The organism is Nocardioides sp., assembly GCF_036503465.1.
In the GTDB taxonomy this organism is placed as follows: Bacteria; Actinomycetota; Actinomycetes; order Propionibacteriales; family Nocardioidaceae; genus Nocardioides.
In genome coordinates this window covers 26,900-43,786 of the sequence record NZ_DASXWU010000083.1, presented here as the reverse complement: position 1 = coordinate 43,786, position 16,887 = coordinate 26,900, and the positions used below count along the sequence as shown (strand labels likewise).

Annotated in this window: 14 protein-coding genes; 9 read left to right on the top strand and 5 right to left on the bottom strand. The window is 72.3% G+C overall.

Annotation, left to right across the window (positions count from 1 at the left end; all coding sequences use genetic code 11):
• Nucleotides 1–201 precede the first annotated feature (201 nt).
• From sigK to VGK78_RS15260, 9 genes are all read left to right on the top strand, one after another.
• Entirely contained in the window at nt 202–816 is a 615-nt protein-coding gene (gene sigK / locus VGK78_RS15300) for an ECF RNA polymerase sigma factor SigK (protein ID WP_331528549.1), read from the top strand.
• Nucleotides 813–1,541 carry an anti-sigma factor gene (locus tag VGK78_RS15295; protein WP_331528548.1) on the top strand — a complete coding sequence of 243 codons (729 nt, stop codon included), beginning with the start codon at nt 813–815 and terminating at the stop codon, nt 1,539–1,541. Before sigK ends, VGK78_RS15295 begins: the two co-directional genes overlap by 4 nt.
• On the top strand, nt 1,538–3,505 hold the full coding sequence (locus VGK78_RS15290; RefSeq protein WP_331528547.1) for an FAD-dependent oxidoreductase: 1,968 nt from the start codon (nt 1,538–1,540) through the stop codon (nt 3,503–3,505). Before VGK78_RS15295 ends, VGK78_RS15290 begins: the two co-directional genes overlap by 4 nt.
• Entirely contained in the window at nt 3,502–4,788 is a 1,287-nt protein-coding gene (locus tag VGK78_RS15285; protein WP_331528546.1) for a class I SAM-dependent methyltransferase, read from the top strand. Before VGK78_RS15290 ends, VGK78_RS15285 begins: the two co-directional genes overlap by 4 nt.
• Nucleotides 4,785–6,080, top strand: a complete 1,296-nt coding sequence (locus VGK78_RS15280) for a cyclopropane-fatty-acyl-phospholipid synthase family protein (protein ID WP_331528545.1) — start codon at nt 4,785–4,787, stop codon at nt 6,078–6,080. Before VGK78_RS15285 ends, VGK78_RS15280 begins: the two co-directional genes overlap by 4 nt.
• Before the next feature lie 41 nt (nt 6,081–6,121).
• Nucleotides 6,122–6,904 carry a DUF1295 domain-containing protein gene (locus VGK78_RS15275; protein ID WP_331528544.1) on the top strand — a complete coding sequence of 261 codons (783 nt, stop codon included), beginning with the start codon at nt 6,122–6,124 and terminating at the stop codon, nt 6,902–6,904.
• Between the two features lie 75 nt (nt 6,905–6,979).
• A complete protein-coding gene (locus VGK78_RS15270; RefSeq protein ID WP_331528543.1) occupies nt 6,980–7,546 on the top strand; it encodes a protein-L-isoaspartate O-methyltransferase family protein in 567 nt (188 codons plus the stop codon).
• Between the two features lie 133 nt (nt 7,547–7,679).
• Nucleotides 7,680–8,810, top strand: a complete 1,131-nt coding sequence (locus tag VGK78_RS15265; RefSeq protein ID WP_331528542.1) for a flavin-containing monooxygenase — start codon at nt 7,680–7,682, stop codon at nt 8,808–8,810.
• 57 nt (nt 8,811–8,867) lie between these two features.
• Nucleotides 8,868–10,484, top strand: coding sequence for a LuxR C-terminal-related transcriptional regulator (locus tag VGK78_RS15260; RefSeq protein ID WP_331528541.1), 1,617 nt, complete (start codon nt 8,868–8,870; stop codon nt 10,482–10,484).
• A 15-nt stretch (nt 10,485–10,499) separates the two neighbouring features.
• Here VGK78_RS15260 and VGK78_RS15255 read toward each other — a convergent pair whose 3' ends face one another.
• From VGK78_RS15255 to VGK78_RS15235, 5 genes are read right to left on the bottom strand one after another with little or no spacing between them, the layout of a single operon-like run.
• Nucleotides 10,500–11,684, bottom strand: coding sequence for an acyl-CoA dehydrogenase family protein (locus VGK78_RS15255; RefSeq protein WP_331528540.1), 1,185 nt, complete (start codon nt 11,682–11,684; stop codon nt 10,500–10,502).
• Complete coding sequence (locus tag VGK78_RS15250) at nt 11,685–13,682, bottom strand: acetyl/propionyl/methylcrotonyl-CoA carboxylase subunit alpha (protein ID WP_331528539.1); 1,998 nt, start codon at nt 13,680–13,682, stop codon at nt 11,685–11,687. It abuts the gene before it with no gap.
• A complete protein-coding gene (locus VGK78_RS15245; protein WP_331528538.1) occupies nt 13,679–15,256 on the bottom strand; it encodes an acyl-CoA carboxylase subunit beta in 1,578 nt (525 codons plus the stop codon). The genes VGK78_RS15250 and VGK78_RS15245 overlap by 4 nt, the downstream gene beginning before the upstream one ends.
• Nucleotides 15,253–15,723 (bottom strand): SRPBCC family protein, encoded by a 471-nt coding sequence (locus tag VGK78_RS15240; protein WP_331528537.1) that lies wholly within the window; start codon nt 15,721–15,723, stop codon nt 15,253–15,255. Before VGK78_RS15240 ends, VGK78_RS15245 begins: the two co-directional genes overlap by 4 nt.
• Nucleotides 15,720–16,853, bottom strand: a complete 1,134-nt coding sequence (locus VGK78_RS15235; protein WP_331528536.1) for an acyl-CoA dehydrogenase family protein — start codon at nt 16,851–16,853, stop codon at nt 15,720–15,722. The genes VGK78_RS15240 and VGK78_RS15235 overlap by 4 nt, the downstream gene beginning before the upstream one ends.
• Nucleotides 16,854–16,887: the final 34 nt, after the last annotated feature.

Sequence of the window (16,887 nt, the reverse complement as noted above, 5' to 3'; positions counted from 1 at the left end):
CGGTTCATCACGCTGGGTGGTCGAACCGGCACTGGGCCAGCGGAGTTCACCTGGCCCAGTGCCCGCCCACCTACCCGACGTGATGAACCGTCCCCACGGCGGCCCCCCGACCCATCCACACACCCCAGCGCGCCGAATCCCCCGCGTGACCGAGCGTCGACAGACGCTGACAGCCGAGTCGGGAGAGGCGAGGATCGAGCCGTGAGCCACCTGAGTCCGGTGCCGTCCGGCTCGCCCTCGGACGACGGCGAGCCGGTGGGCGCACGCCTGGCCGCGCTGCTCAGGCGCGCGGCCCGCGGGGACGAGGCCGCCTTCGCCGAGTGGTACGACGCCACCTCGGCGCGGGCGTTCGGGCTCGCCGTGCGGGTGCTCCGCGACCGGGCGCAGGCCGAGGAGGTCACCCAGGAGTCGTACCTCGACTGCTGGCGGCATGCCTCGCGCTTCGACGCCTCCAAGGGCAGCGCGGTGTCCTGGCTGCTGACGATCGTGCACCGCAAGGCCGTCGACCGGGTGCGCTCGGCCGAGGCGTCCGAGCGGCGCGACACGGCGTACGGACGGCGCGAGGTGAGCGTCGCGCACGACGAGACGGCCGAGACTGCCACGGCGTCGATGGAGGCGACCCGCGTCCGAGCCGCGCTGTCGGACCTGACCTCGAAGCAGCGGGAGGCCGTGGAGCTGGCCTTCCTCGGCGGCTACACGCACAGCGAGGTGGCCACGATGCTCGACCTCCCGGTCGGCACCGCCAAGACCCGTATTCGGGACGGCCTGATCCGGCTGAGAGACGCACTGGGCGTCGGAGAGGTGGCGTCGACATGAGCGACATCCATGCGTTGTCGGGTGCCTACGCCGTCGACGCCCTCGACGACGTCGACCGCGCCCAGTTCGAACGACACCTCGCCGAGTGCGCGGCGTGCCGGGCCGAGGTGGCGTCGTTCCGCGAGACGACGGCTCGACTCGCCGAGACCGAGGCCTCGAGCCCGCCGGCATCCCTGCGCGAGGGCGTGCTGAGCGGGATCCGCCAGATCCGGCCGCTGCCTCCGCAGCAGCCGAGCCGCGAGGAGCCGGCCGGCGTACGCCGTCGCCGGCTGCCGCAGATCCTGGCCGCCGCCGCGGCGGTCGTCCTGCTGGCTCTCGGTGCGGTCGTCTGGCACCCCTGGCAGCGCGACCACACCACGCTGGCCGACCGGATCCTGCACGCCCGCGACGCCGTGAGCGTGACCCAGCAGCTGCCCGGCGGGGCCGGCGAGATCAGGCTGGTCCGCTCGGCGTCGCTGGGCCGCGCCGTGATGGTCGGCGACCACGTGCCCGACCCTTCGGCCGGGAAGACCTACCAGATGTGGCTGCAGCAGCCGGGCCAGCAGATGGTCTCGGCCGGGCTGATGCCGGACCCCGACCGCCCGACCGTCCTGTCCGGAGACGCGGCGTCGGCGAAGGCGGCTGCCGTCAGCATCGAGCCCGCGGGCGGATCGGACCACCCCTCCACGCAGGTGGTGGCGGTCTTCTCGTTGACATCGCCGGGCGGGGGTGACGGCTCCAGATGACCATCCCCTCGCGCCTCCGCCGGCGGGTCGCGGTGATCGGATCCGGCGTCGCGGGTCTCACGGCCGCGCACGTCGCGGCCCGGACCGCCCACGTCACCCTCTACGAGGCCGACGCCCGGCTCGGCGGTCATGCGGACACGCACGAGGTGGGTGGCCTCGCGATCGACACCGGCTTCATCGTGCACAACCCGCGCACGTACCCGACCCTGCTCCGCCTCTTCGCCGAGCTCGGGGTCGCGACCCAGCCGTCGGAGATGTCGATGTCGGTCCGCGACGAGGAGACCGGGCTCGAGTACGCCGGTGCGCTGGGGCTGCGCGGACTGTTCCCGCGCCTGCGCAACCTCGGCCGGCCGGCGTACCTGCGGATGCTGACCGAGATCCTGCGCTTCCACCGGAGAGCGCGCGCACAGCTCACCGGACGGTCCCGCGCCGAGGACACCACTCTCCGGGACTTCCTCGACGCGGGAGGGTTCTCGGCGTACTTCCGACGGCACTTCATGGAGCCGCTCGTCGCATCCGTCTGGTCGTGCGACCCGGCCTTGGCGCTGGACTACCCCGCCCGCTACCTCTTCGAGTTCCTCGACCACCACGGGATGCTGTCGGTCACCGGCTCGCCGCAGTGGCGCACGGTCGTCGGCGGCTCGCGCGAGTACGTCGAGCGGGTGGCGGCCGGCCTCGACGACGTGCGGGTCGGCAGCAAGGTCACCTCCGTCCTCGAGACCGAGGACGGCGTCCACGTCACCGACGGGAACGGCCAGACCTCGACGTACGACGCCGTCGTGATCGCGACCCATCCCGACCAGGCGCTGGCCATGCTCGACGAGCCGACGGCGGCTCAGCGCACGGTGCTGGCGGCCATCCCCTACAGCGAGAACACCGCCCTGCTGCACACCGACGCGTCGCTTCTGCCACGCGCCGCCGCGGCGCGCGCCTCGTGGAACTTCCTGCGCCCGCGCGGCCGGGGAGCGGGTGCTGTGACGGTGACCTACGACCTGACCCGGCTGCAGCGACTGTCGACCCGGACCCGCCACCTGGTGACGCTGGGCGGCGAGCACCTTGTCGACCCCGACAGCGTGGTGGCCCGGATTGAGTACGCCCACCCGATCTACACGCCCGAGTCGGTCGCCGCCCAGCGGTCGCTCCCGCAGGCGAACACCCGGCGGATCGCCTTCGCCGGCGCCTACCACGGCTGGGGTTTCCACGAGGACGGCGCGCGGTCCGGTGCCGCGGCCGCCGCGCACGTCGGCCTGCCCTGGGACAGCTCGGAGCCACCGGCACCCGGCATGTACGAGTCACGCATCCGGCACACCCGGCGCCGGCCGTTCCGCACGACGTTCGAGCATCGGGCCCGCACCTGGCTGGTCGACCTCGACGCGCTGCCCGACCACGGCGCGCTCGGCACGTTCGAGGCCAGGGACCACCTCGGGAGTCGCGACCGCACCCTGAGGGAGAACGTCGACGCGTTCCTCGCAGAGCGCGACGTCGATCTGGCCGGCGGGCGCGTGCTGATGGCGGCGAACGCCCGCGCGCTCGGCTACTGCTTCAACCCGATCAGCGTCTTCTGGTGCTTCGACCGGGAGCAGCGGCTCGCGGGCGTGATCCTCGAGGTGCACAACACCTACGGCGGCCGTCACGCCTACCTCGTCCACCCGGACCAGCACGGCCGGGCACGGATCGACAAGGAGCTCTACGTCTCGCCGTTCCACGGCACCGACGGCTGGTACGACGTGCACGTCCCGGTCCCCGGCGAGGAGCTGCTGGTCGCGGTCACCCTGCACACCGACGACGGGGCGGCGTTCAGCGCCTCGCTGGCCGGCCGGCGTACCGAGGTCTCCACCTGGCTTGCGGCGCCGGCCGCCCTGCGTGGCTCGGCGCTGATCCGGATGCACGGCGTCGCCCTGTGGCTGCGCCGGCTGCCCGTGCAGCCACGTCCGGCCGGACACGACGGGAGGTCCGCGCCGTGACCACGCTCGTCGGCCGCCAAGCGATCGACCACTGGCCCGACCTCGCCCGGATCCCGACGGGGCTGCGCACCGACGTCTCGGCGTACGTCGCCCGCCGGCTCTTCGAGGCCGGCGTACGGCGGCTCCCGGTCACCGTCCGTCTCGAAGGGCGAACCCTCGGGACGGGCGGTCCGGAGATGACGATCCACCGCCCCGACGAGTTCTTCGCCCGGCTCGGGCGCGGCGTGCTGATCGGCTTCGGCGAGGCGTACCTGACCGGAGCCTGGGACACGCCGGACCTGGGGGCGTTCCTGACCGTGCTCGCCGCCGACCTGCCGCGGCTCGTGCCCGGCCACCTGCAGCGGCTGCGCGGGGTCGCCGTCCCACGTCCGCCCCGGCGCGAGCGCAGCACCCGGGTGAACTCGCGGCACAACATTTCCCACCACTACGACCTGTCGAACGACCTGTTCGAGCTGTTCCTGGACGAGACCCTGAGCTACTCGGCGGCGTTGTTCGAGTCAGACGAGCTCCGGCTCGACGGCTGCTCGCGGATGACGGCCCCGGCTCCGGGCGGCGACCTGGCGCTCGCCCAGGGGCGCAAGCTCGAGCGGCTGCTGGACCGCACCGGCGTAGGGCCCGGCGCGCGCGTCCTGGAGATCGGCACCGGCTGGGGCGAGCTCGCCATCCGAGCCGCCCGCCGCGGCGCAGCCGTCCACTCGATCACGCTCTCGTCGGAGCAGAGGGACCTGGCCGAACGACGCGTCGCCGGGGCCGGCCTGGCCGACCGGGTGACCGTGCAGCTCCTCGACTACCGCGCCCTGCCGGAGGACGCGTCGTACGACGTGGTGCTGTCGGTGGAGATGATCGAGGCAGTCGGGTATGAGTTCTGGGCCGACTACTTCGCGATCCTGGACCGGGTGACGGCACCCGGCGGGCGGGTCGGCCTCCAGGCGATCACCATGCCGCACGACCGGATGCTGGCGACCCGCCGGTCCTACACCTGGATCAACAAGTACATCTTCCCCGGCGGCTTCCTGCCGTCGGTCGACGCCATCGAGCAGCTCACCTCGCGCCACACATCGCTGCGGGTGTCCGACCGGATGTCCTTCGGCGCGCACTACGTCGAGACGCTGCGGCAGTGGGACGAGCGCTTCCAGGAGGCGCACGAGCGGCTGCTCGCGCTCGGCTTCGACGAGACGTTCCTGCGGATGTGGCACTTCTACCTGGAGTACTCGCGGGCCGGGTTCGCCTCCGGGTACCTCGACGTCAACCAGATCCTGCTGACCGGCCAGGAGGCCCGATGACCGCGACGCTCCCCCGGCGTACGATGCACGCGAGGTCCGGTGGTCTCGCCGCCGAGCTCGAGGCGGCCGCCGAGCCTTTCCTCGGCGGCGGGCTGCCGGTCCGGCTCCGGGCCTGGGACGGCTCCGAGGCGGGGCCGGCCGACGCGCCGCTGGTCGAGCTCCGCTCTCCGGACGCGCTACGCCGGCTGGTCTGGCACCCGGGCGAGCTGGGCGCCGCCCAGGCCTACGTCACCGGCGAGCTCGAGGTGCACGGCGACCTCGGTACCGCACTGACACATGCGTTCACGGTCGGCCGCGAGCGAGCCCTCACCGGCCGGCCGAGCCCGGCGGCGTACGCACACGCGGCGCGGGCACTGCGTCGGCTCGGTGTCGTCGGCCGGGCACCGGCAGCGCCGGCCACGCAGGCCCGGGTGCGCGGGAGGTTGCACAGCCGGCTGCGGGACCGGCGGGCGATCAGCCACCACTACGACCTGTCCAACGAGTTCTACGCGCGGATCCTCGACCCGACGATGGCCTACTCGTGCGCTTACTACGGCGACGACCCCGAGCAGACGGTCGAGTCGGCGCAGCGCGCGAAGCTCGACCTGGTCTGCCGCAAGCTCGACCTCGGCCCCGGCCGCACGCTGCTCGACGTCGGCTGCGGATGGGGGTCGTTGTCGCTGCACGCCGCGGAGCACTTCGGGGCCCGGGTGGTCGGGGCGACGATCGCGGCGGAGCAGAAGCGGTTCGCCGATCGGCGGATCACCGAACGCGGCCTGGGCGACCGGGTCGAGATCCGGCTGCAGGACTACCGCGACGTGGTCGAGCGCGACCACTACGACGCGGTCGGGTCGCTGGAGATGGGTGAGCACGTCGGCGAGCGCCACTACCCGGCGTACGTCGACGTGCTCCGGCGCTCGGTCCGCCCGGGTGGCCGGGTCCTCGTGCAGCAGATGTCGCGCCCCGGCCGGCACCCCGGCGGCGGACCGTTCATCGAGTCGTTCATCGCGCCGGACATGCACATGCGCCCGGTCGGCGAGACCATCGGCCTGCTGGAGCGCGGCGGCCTCGAGGTCCGTGACGTGCAGGCGCTGCGCGAGCACTACGTGCGCACGGTCTCCGGCTGGCTGGAGACCTTCGAGCTCCACCTGCCGGAGCTGACCCGGCTGGTCGGCGAGGAGGTGGTGCGGGTCTGGCGGCTGTACCTGGTCGGCGGCGCGCTCGCCTTCCGCGACGGCCGGATGGGCGTGGACCAGATCCTGTGCGTCCGGCCGGGGGCGGGTCACGGTCTGCCGTTCGAGCGGGCCTGGTGACCGATCCGGTGCGCGGCGGATGATCTGCGGGTGATCGACGGATGATCGGCAGCTGGTGGGGGCTCGCGCTGCTCGCGATCGGTGTCGCCGCGGTCGCGATGCTGCTGACGGCGTACGCCGCGAGCCGGGCACGCCGGGTCTCGGTGGTCGACGTGACGTGGGGGCTGGCGCTGGCCGCGATCGCGGTCGCCGGCGCAGTCGCGGGCACCGGGACGACGTGGCGGCGGTGGCTGGTCGCGCTCCTGGTGCTGGCGTGGGGGGTTCGGCTGTCGTGGCACGTGCACCGGCGTGCCCGTGGTCGCGGCGAGGACCCGCGGTACGACGACCTGCTGGGCGGCGGCGGTCTCGCCTCGACGGTGCGGAAGGTCTATGTGCCGCAGGGGCTGGCGGTCTGCCTGATCTCGGTCCCGGTGATGGCGGCGGCGCACTGGGAGGTCCCGGTCGCCTGGCTGGTCTGGGTCGGTGCCGCCGTCTGGGCGTTCGGAGCGGCGTTCGAGGCGGTGGGCGACGCCCAGCTCGCGGCGTACAAGCGCGACCCCGACCGCGCACCCGTCATGGACCGCGGGCTCTGGGGCTGGACCCGGCACCCGAACTACTTCGGCGACGCCTGCGTCTGGTGGGGCATCTGGCTGGTGGGCGGTGCGGCATCCGGCTGGTGGCAGGCCCTGGTCTCGTTGCCGGCGCCGGTGGCGATGACCTACTTCGTCCGCAACGTCACCGGCGCCAAGCTCCTCGAGAGGTCGATGTCCCAGCGACCCGGGTGGGCCGAGTACGCCGCCCGCGTCCCGCTGTTCGTCCCGAGGCCACCGCGCCGCTCCGGATAGTCCCCGACGTTCTGGTCGCCTTCCGCCGGGGCCGGCAGCCATTTCGTCGGGGACTACCCGGCGTAGCGTGGAGAGATGGCAGGTGGCGACCCGGTCGCGGAGGCGTTCACGCAGACGCCTCGGGAGGACTTCCTGCCGTCGCGCGAGCGACGGAGTGCGGGGTACGACGGGCCGCTGCCGATCGGTCAGGGTCAGACGAACTCCCAACCCAGCACCGTCGAGGCGATGCTGCGGCTGCTCGACGTGCAGCCCGGGCAGAAGGTGCTCGACGTGGGAGCCGGCTCCGGCTGGACCACCGCGCTGCTGGCCCGGCTCACCGGCCCGGCCGGGCGGGTGCTCGGCGTCGAGCTGGAGCCCGAGCTGGTGGACTTCGGCGGGGCCAACCTGGAGCGGGCGGAGCTGCCGTGGGCGAGCATCCACGAGGCGACGCCCGGCGTCCTCGGCCTGCCCGGCGCCGCGCCGTACCACCGGATCCTGGTCTCGGCGATGGCCCGGTCGATGCCCGACGAGCTCGTCGAGCAGCTGCACACCGGAGGCGTGATGGTCGTCCCGGTCGACGGCACGATGCTCCGCGTGTCCTGCTCGATGCGCGGGGTCGGCATCACCCGACACGGGTCGTACCGGTTCGTGCCCCTGCGCTGATCCTTCGCCCACCAGGTGTGCGTCGACCTACCCACGCCTGACGACGGAATGGGCAGCTCTCCCGATGCGGGCGCCGGCCCGCGCTTCCTAGCGTCGACCCCCATCCAGCAATGCCGAGCCACGGGAGCACGCGATGACGCACGAGGACGTCGACACCCTGATCATCGGAGCCGGCCAGGCCGGTCTCGCCACCGCCTACCACCTCACCCGGGCCGGTCGGGAGGTGCTGGTCGTCGACGCCCACGAACGGGTCGGCGACGGCTGGCGACAGCAGTGGGACTCGCTGCGGCTCTACAGCCCCGCGCGGTACGACGGTCTGCCAGGCATGCCGTTCCCGGCGCCGCGCTGGTCCTTCCCCGGCAAGGACGAGGTCGCCGACTACTTCGAGGCGTACGCCGAGCGCCTCGGCCTGCCGGTGCGGCTCGGCCGGCGCGTCGACCGCCTCGAGGCGGACGGAGATCGCTACCTGGCCACCCTGAGCGACCCGACGGGCGATCGGACCGGCGAGCTGACGATCGGAGCCGACAACGTGGTCGTCGCGACCGGCACGTTCGGGCGCACGCCGTACGTGCCCGAATTCGCCGACCGCCTCGACCCGCTGATCATGCAGCTGCACTCGAACCAGTACCGACGGCCCTCCCAGCTGCGGGAAGGTCCGGTGCTCGTCGTCGGCGCGTCGCACTCGGGCGCCGACGTCGCCTACGAGGTCGCCGAGACGCATCCGACGATCCTGTGCGGTCGCGACCCCGGCCAGATCCCGGTCCGCCTCGGCACCCCGATGTTCAGGGTTGTCTTCCCGCTCGTCGTGTTCGCCTTCACCCACGTGCTGAGTCGTCGTACGCCCATGGGGCGCAAGGAGATGGACGAATTCCGCTTCCACGGCGGGCCGGCCCTGCGCGTGAAGCGGGCCGACCTCCTGGCGCGAGGCGTCGAGCGTCTGCCCGAGCGCGCGGTCGGAGTCGAGGGCGGGCGACCGCTTCTCGCCGACGGGCGTGTGGCCGACGTCGCCAACGTGGTCTGGTGCACCGGGTTCCAGCAGGCCTTCGACTGGATCGACGTGCCGGTCTTCGACGAGCACGGCTGGCCTCGCGAGCTGCGCGGTGTCGTCGACGAGGCCCCGGGACTGTTCTTCTGCGGGCTGGCATTCCAGTCCGGTGCCAGCTCCATGCTCATCGTCGGTGCGCGCCGCGACGCGGCGTACGTCGCGAAGCGCATCCAGCAGCGCAGCCGGACGCTGCGCCGGCCCGCGGCTCAGGCCGCCTGACCCTCAGGCCCTCGCGGGTCCTCGGCCGCGTCGCTAGCCTGGTGCCTGGGGGTTGTGATGGGCGTCGCCGACGATCTGGTCGTGGGCCGCGAGGCCTTCGAACGGCGAGAGTGGGCCGCAGCTCGGGACCGGCTGGCCGGCCATCCCGACCTGTGCGGCGAGGATCTGGAGGCACTGGCGGTCGCCGCCTATCTCACCGGCGACGACGACACCTGCATCCGAGCCTGGCAGAGCGCGTTCCGGCAGCGTGAGGAAGCGGGCCAGACCGCGCTCGCGGTTCGTGACGCGTTCTGGGTCGCCTTCGTGCTCTTTCTGAGCGGCAACGAGGCGGTCGGGGAGGGATGGATGGCGCGCGCCACGAGGATGCTGGAGTCCGAGCCGGACGACGTGGTCGAGCACGGCTTCCTGGACATCCACCACCTGTTCCGGCACGTCTACAAGGGGGAGTTCCCGCAGGCCTTCGACCTCGCGGTCCGGATCAGCGCGGCCGGCCGGGCGTCCGGCGACCCGAACCTCCTCGCCGTGGGCGGGATGAGCGAGGGCCGGCTCCTCATCTACAGCGGGCGTGTCCGCGAGGGCCTGTCCCTGCTCGACGAGGCCATGCTCTGGGTCGTCGGTGGCGACGTGTCGCCGATCATCGCCGGGCACGTCATCTGCTCGATGATCGAGGCCTGCCAGGAGATCGGCGACTTCCGCCGGATGACCGAGTGGACGGCGGCACTGACGCGGTGGTGCGGCGACCAGCCGGGCCTCGTCCCGTTCACCGGGCAGTGCGCGCTGCACCGGGCCCAGATCCTGCGGTCCCAGGGCGCCTACGAGCAGGCTCTGACCGAGCTCGGGATCGCGCTCGACCGGTACCGGCTCACCGGGGACCCCGCCTCGGGCGTCGCCGTCTACGAGCGTGGCGAGGTCCAACGGATCCGCGGTCAGTACGAAGCGGCCGCAGCGGCGTACGAGGAGGCCGCGGCGTACGGCCACGAGCCTCAACCGGGCCTCGCCCTGCTGTGGCTGGCCACCGGACGGACCGCCGCGGCGGTGGGCGCCGTACGACGGCTGCTCGGTGAGTTCGCCGACCCGGTGCACCGCAGCCAGCTGTTGCCGGCCGCCGTCGAGGTGTTCCTCGCCGCGTCCGACCAGTCCGCGGCGGGCACGGCCGCCGAGGAGCTGGACGCGATCGCCGCGTCGTTCGACTGTCCGTCGCTCACGGCCCGCGCGTCGTGTGCCCGCGGCGCGGTCACGCTGGCGGCAGGCGACCCGAACGGCGCGCTGCCGTCGCTGCGGCGCGGCTGGCAGCTGTGGCAGCAGCTCGGCGCTCGGTACGACGCGGCTCGCGCACGCACCCTGATCGGTCTCGCTTTCCGGGCGCTCGGCGACGAGGACTCCGCGGCTGCCGAGCTGGGCGTGGCTCGGCGGACGTTCCACGACCTCGACGCCCGCGCGGACGTGCGCCGCACGGACGCGCTTCTGACGCCGTCCTTCCCCGACCGGCTGACCGCTCGCGAGGTCGAGGTGCTGCGCCTCGTCGCCGCGGGCCGCACCAACCCGCAGATCGCGGCGGCCCTGTTCCTCAGCGAGAAGACCGTGGCCCGCCATCTCAGCAACATCTTCGGCAAGATCCGGGTCTCGTCGCGGACGGCGGCCGCCGCCTACACGATCGAGCACGAGCTCGTCTAGCTCGAAATCTCGGCCTCAGTAGCTCTTGGGCAGGCCGAGGGAGTGCATGGCGACGTAATTCAGGATCATCTCTCTGCTGACCGGCGCGATGCGTCCGGCGCGGGTCGCGACCAGGAGCCCTGCCATGCCGTACTCCTGGGTGATCCCGTTGCCGCCGTGGGTCTGGACCGCTCGGTCGGCGGCGTCGCAGGCGGCCTCGGCGGCGGCGTACTTGGCCATGTTGGCCGCCTCGCCGGCGCCCGTGTCGTCGCCGGCGTCGTAGAGCGCCGCCGCCTTCTGGGTCATCAGGCGGGCCAGCTCGATCTCGATCTTCGACTGGGCCAGCGGGTGGGCGATCGCCTGATGAGTGCCGATCGGCCCCTGGAACACGGTGCGCTCCTGCGCGTACGCCGTCGCCCGGTCCAGGGCGAACCGCGCCAGGCCTGTCGAGAACGACGCCGCCATGATCCGCTCCGGGTTGAGCCCGGCGAACAGCTGCACGAGACCGCCGCGTTGTCCTGAGCCCGTCGAAGGGTTCTCGTCACCGACCAGTGCATCGGTCGGCAGTCGGACGTCGTCGATGAAGACCTGGAACTGCAGCTCCGGGCTCACGATCTCCATCGGGATCGGGTGGTACTCGAGCCCCTCGGAGTCGGTCGGCACGACGAACAGGACGGGCTTCACCTCGCCGGTCGTCGCGTCCTCCGTGCGGGCGACCACCAGGACGTTGTCCGCCTCGTCCACGCCGGAGATGTAGATCTTGCGCCCGTTCAGCACCCAGGTGTCGCCCTCGCGTCGAGCCGTCGTCGAGATGTTGTGGGTGTTGGTCCCGGCGTCCGGCTCGGTGATCGCGAACGCCATGGTGCCGGTGCCGTCGCAGATGCCGGGCAGCCACCGCCGCTTCTGCTCCTCGGTGCCGTAGCGACTGATGATCGTGCCGCAGATCGCCGGGCTGACGACCATCAGCAGCAGCGGGCAGCCCTGGGCGGCCAGCTCCTCGCAGACCGCCGCGATGTCGCCGATCCCGCCGCCACCGCCGCCGTACTCCTCGGGGATGTTGATGCCGAGGTAGCCGGCGCGCCCGATCTCGAGCCACAGCTCGGTGGACTTCTCGCCGGCTCGGGCCTTCTCGGTGAACCACTCCCGGCCGTACTTCCCGGCCAGCCTGGCGACCTCGCGGCGTAGCGCGAGGCGCTCCTCGGACTCGGTGTAGCTGGTCACTCAGATCTCCTCATGGGTCGTGTCTGCGCTGTCCTTCGAGCGGGATGCCACCACGGCGAGGACCTCGCTCGCCGCGACCTGGTCGCCGGGTGTGACCGGCAGGTCGGTCACGATGCCCGCGCCTGGCGCGCGCACGGTGTGCTGCATCTTCATCGCCTCCAGGACCAGTACCGGCTGCCCGGCCGCGACCTGCTGCCCCTTCTCGACGGCGACGCTGACCACGGTGCCGGGCATGGGCGCCAGCAGGCTCCCGCTCGCCACGGCGTCGGCGGGGTCGGTGAACCGGGGGACGACCGTCAGCGAGACGTGGCCGCCGGGGGCGTCGACATCCACCCGGTCCCCGCCGCCGGACACGGCGTACGTCGTCGCCACGCCGTCGCGCTCGAGTGTCACACTGCCGGGACTCGCCGCGACGACGGTCAGACCCGGCACGGCGTAGCCGTCGCGCCCGCCCCACCACTCGACGGAGACCGGGTCCTCCGTTCCAGCGGCACCCCTGACCTCCCGTGGAGCGGACGACTCGGTGAAGCGCGTGACCTGCGGTTGCGACACGACGTTGCGCCAGGCGACCGGGATCGCGTGCTGCACCGTCCGGGCGAGCCGGTCGCGCTCGGCCACGGCCAGCGCCGCCGCGACGGCATGGTCGCCTCCCGCCGCGGCGGTCGACGGTGGATGCTCGTCGAGGAACGCCGTCGACACCTCCCCGGCCAGGAAGTCCGGGTCGCGCAGCAGAGCCACCAGCTGGTCGCGGTTCGTCGCGAGGCCGTGGATGCGGGAGCGGCTGAGCACGCCGGCCAGGGTCCGGGCGGCCTGATCCCGGGTGGGTGCGTGAGCGATGACCTTCGCCAGCATCGCGTCGTAGAACGTGGTCACCTCGCTGCCCGACTCGAACCCAGCGTCGACGCGCAGCCCCGGTGCCGGTGGGATCGCGAACGCCGTCAAGGTGCCGCTCTGAGGCGCGTAGCCCGCGGCCGGGTCCTCGGCGTACAGCCGCACCTCGATCGCGTGCCCACCGCCGCCGGTGAGGTCGTGTGCCTGAGCACGGTCCATGGACCGTCCTGAGGCACACGACCCTCCTTCGGCGACCCTCAGCTGGAGGGCGACGAGGTCGATGCCGTGCACCATCTCGGTCACCGGGTGCTCGACCTGGAGCCGGGTGTTCATCTCCAGGAAGAAGAACCGGTCGGTGCTCGGGTCGTAGAGGAACTCCACCGTGCCGGCGCCGACGTACGAGACCGCTGCGGCCGCTGCCCGCGCCGCCTCGTGCAGGGCGGCCCGCGTCGCCTCGGGAAGGCACGGTGCGGGGGTCTCCTCGACGACCTTCTGGTGCCGGCGCTGCAGGGAGCAGTCGCGCTCGCCGAACACCTCGATGGTGCCGTGGGTGTCGCCGACGACCTGCACCTCGACGTGACGGCCGCGCAGGAGGTACGGCTCGACGAACACCGTCCCGTCGCCGAACGCCGACTCCGCCTCGGCGCGCGCCGCCCGGATCTCGTCGGCCAGCCGGTCGAGGTCACCGACGATGCGCATCCCGCGGCCACCGCCTCCCGCGGAGGCTTTCACCAGCAGCGGCAGGTCGTCGACTGTCGGTGGCTCGGGCACCTCGAGGACCGGGACGCCGGAGGCCCGCATCAGGTCCTTCGCCCGCACCTTCGAGCCCATCGCCTCGATCGACTGCGACGTCGGGCCCACCCAGGTCAGCCCGGCGTCGCCGACGGCGCGGGCGAAGTCGGCGCTCTCCGAGAGGAAGCCGTATCCGGGGTGCACCGCGTCGACGCCGGACCGACGCGCCGCGTCGACGATCAGGTCGATGCGCAGGTAGGTGTCGGCCGGTGCGTCGCCCGGCAGCCGCACGGCCGCGTCGGCCTCGCGCACGTAGGGCAGGCCCGCGTCCGCGTCGGAGTACACGGCGACCGTCTCGATGCCGAGGTCGCGGCAGGTGCGGAAGACCCGGCTCGCGATCTCCGCGCGGTTGGCGACGAGGAGACGCCTGATCACGTTCTGAACACCCCGTAGCAGCCGGCTCCGGAGAACGCAGCGTTCTCGATCGCCGACAGGCAGATCGCGAGGACCGTCCGGGTGTCGCGCGGGTCGATCACGCCGTCGTCGTAGAGCATCCCCGAGAGGAAGAACGGCAGGCTCTGCTCCTCCACGCTGGCCTCGACGAAGGCTCGCATCTCGGCGTCGCCCTGCTCGTCGTACTCCTGACCCCGGCCCTCGGCCGCAGCGCGCGCCACGATCGAGAGCACGCCGGCCAGCTGGGCCGGACCCATCACCGCCGACTTGGCGCTCGGCCAGGTGAAGAGGAAGCGCGGATCGTAGGCACGGCCGTTCATGCCGTAGTTGCCCGCGCCGTACGACGCGCCCATGATCACGCTCAGGTGCGGGACCGTGCTGTTGCTGACGGCGTTGATCATCTGGGCGCCGTGCTTGATGATCCCGCCCTGCTCGTACTCCGCGCCCACCATGTAGCCGGTGGTGTTGTGCAGGAACAGCAGGGGCGTGTCGGCCTGGTTCGCCAGCTGGATGAACTGGGTGGCCTTCTGCGCCTCCTCGCTGAAGAGCACGCCCTGCGCGTTGGCGAGGATCCCGATCGGCCGGCCGTGGATACGTGCCCAGCCGGTGACGAGCGAGGCGCCGTACAGCGGCTTGAACTCGTCGAAGGATCGCGCGTTGCCCGGTCCGGTGCCGTCGACCACCCGGACGATCACCTCGCGCGGGTCGAACGGCTCCTTGAGGTCGGCCGGGATCAGGTCGATCAGCCCTTCGACGTCCTCGTCGGGCCCGACGAACGGTGGGACCGGCTCTGTCCGGGCCTTGCGGTGGTTGAGCCGGGCCACGATCCGGCGCCCGATCCGGATCGCGTCGAGCTCGTCCTCCGCCAGGTAGTCGGCCAGGCCGGAGATGCGCGCGTGCATGGACGCGCCGCCGAGTGACTCGTCGTCAGCCTCCTCACCGGTGGCCATCTTCACCAGAGGCGGGCCACCCAGGAACACCTTCGCCTGCCCCTTCACCATGACGGTGTAGTCCGACATCCCGGGGACGTAGGCGCCGCCGGCTGTGGAATTGCCGAACACGAGCGCGACTGTGGGCGACTTCCGGGCCGAGGCGCGGGTCAGGTCGCGGAAGAGCTTCCCGCCGGGGATGAAGATCTCCTTCTGGGTCGGCAGGTCGGCGCCAGCGGACTCGACCAGCGAGATCGTCGGCAGGTTGTTCTCCTCCGCGATCTGGGAGGCGCGGAAGATCTTCTTCACCGTCCAGGGGTTGCTCGCCCCGCCCTTGACCGTCGGGTCGTTCGCCGTGATCAGGCACTCGACGCCCTCGACCACGCCGATCCCGGTGACCACGCTGGCGCCGACGCTGAAGTCCGATCCCCACCCGGCCAGCGGGGACAGCTCGAGGAACGCCGAGCCCGGGTCGACCAGCAGCTCGATCCGCTCCCGCGGCAGGAGCTTCCCCCGGGCGTGGTGCCGGTCGACGTACTTCGGGCCGCCGCCCGCCACGGCCTTCGCGTGCTCGGCCTCCAGATCTGCGAGCTTGGTCAGCATCGCCTCACGGTTCGTGACGGTCATCGCTCGAGGACCGCCTTCATCCGTTCCAACGTCGTGCGCATGCCGCGCTCGTTGGTGCGGCCGCGCAGTGGTCCGAGGACGGTCCAGTACAGCCGCATCAGCAGCCTCGGCTCGATCCGGAAGTACTCGGTCACCTTCGTGCCGGTGCCGTCGGCCTCCAACCGGTAGCCCCAGTTGTTGAGGGTGATGTCGTCGGTGCCCACGGCGAACTCGAACACCTCGTTCGGCACACATCGAGTCACCTGGCACGGCGACCAGTACGTCGGGCCCACACCGTTGCGTCGTACGTGCCCCTTGAACGAGGCGCCCTCCTCGGGCCCGGTCGAGCCGCGCGTCCACGCGGCCTCGAAGGTCTCGGGTGAGAACTCACCGATCCGGGTCACATCGCTGACCAGCGCCCACACCCGCTCCGGCGGAGCCTCGATGCGGTTCGACACCTCGCGGGTGAGCGGGCCGTGCAGGTTCATGTCGCGTACCCCAGCAACCTGGCGGCCAGGTCGGTCAACACCTCGGTCGCACCTCCTCCGATCGGCAGGATCCGGGCGTCGCGGTAGTGCCGCTCGACCTCGATCCCGTGCAGATATCCCGCCCCGCCGTGCAGCTGCACCGCCTGGTCGCAGACGTACGTCGCGCACTCGACGCCGGTCTGCTTCGCGAGGCACGCCTCGGCGACGACGTACTCCCCGGCCACGTGTCGACGCGCGACCTCGTGGACGTAGCAGCGGGCGACCTCGACCCTGCGGTGCATCTCGACCAGGCGGTGGCGCACCACCTGGTGCGCGATCAGCGGGCTGCCGAACGTCTCGCGCTCACGGCAGTACGCCGCGGTGAGGGCGAGGCTGCGGGCGGCGATGCCGTAGCCGTGGACCGCTAGCGCGATCCGCTCGACGACGAAGTGCTCGGCGATCTGGGCGAAGCCGGAGTTCTCCTCGCCGACCAGGTTGGCTGCGGGCACCGGTACGTCGGCGAAGCCGAGCTCGGCGGTGTCCGAGCAGTGCCACCCCATCTTCGACAACAACCGGTCGACGGTGAAGCCCGGTGCCCCCTTCTCCACGACCAGCAACGAGATCCCGGCATGACCGGGTCCGCCGGTGCGGACCGCGGTCGTCACGAAGTCGGCCCGCACGCCGCTCGTGATGAACGTCTTGGTCCCGTTGACGACGAACGTGTCCCCGTCGCGTCGCGCGGTGGTGCGGATGCTCGCGACGTCCGAGCCACCGCCCGGCTCGGTGATCGCGAGGCTCCCGACCAGCTCGCCGGCCAGCGTGGGGCGGACGAACCGGTCGACGAGGTCGGCGTTCCCCGACCCCGCGAGGTGCGGCAGCGCGATCCCGGAGGTGAAGAGGGCGGCCATCAGCCCGCTCGACGCCCCTTCCTCGAACATCCCCTCCATCACCGCGACGGTGTCGAGCAGGTCACCGCCCTCGCCGCCGACCTCGACCGGGAACGAGACGCCGAGCAGCCCCTGCTTCGCGGCCTTCCGGTGCAGCGCGCGCGGCACCTCGCCGGCGTCCTCCCACTCCTGGAGGTACGGCGCCACCTCGCGGCGGGTGAACTCGCGAGCGAGCTCGCGCAGCGCCTCGCGGTCCGTGCTCATCGGATGGCTCCTGGCGTGGACGGTCCATCACGCT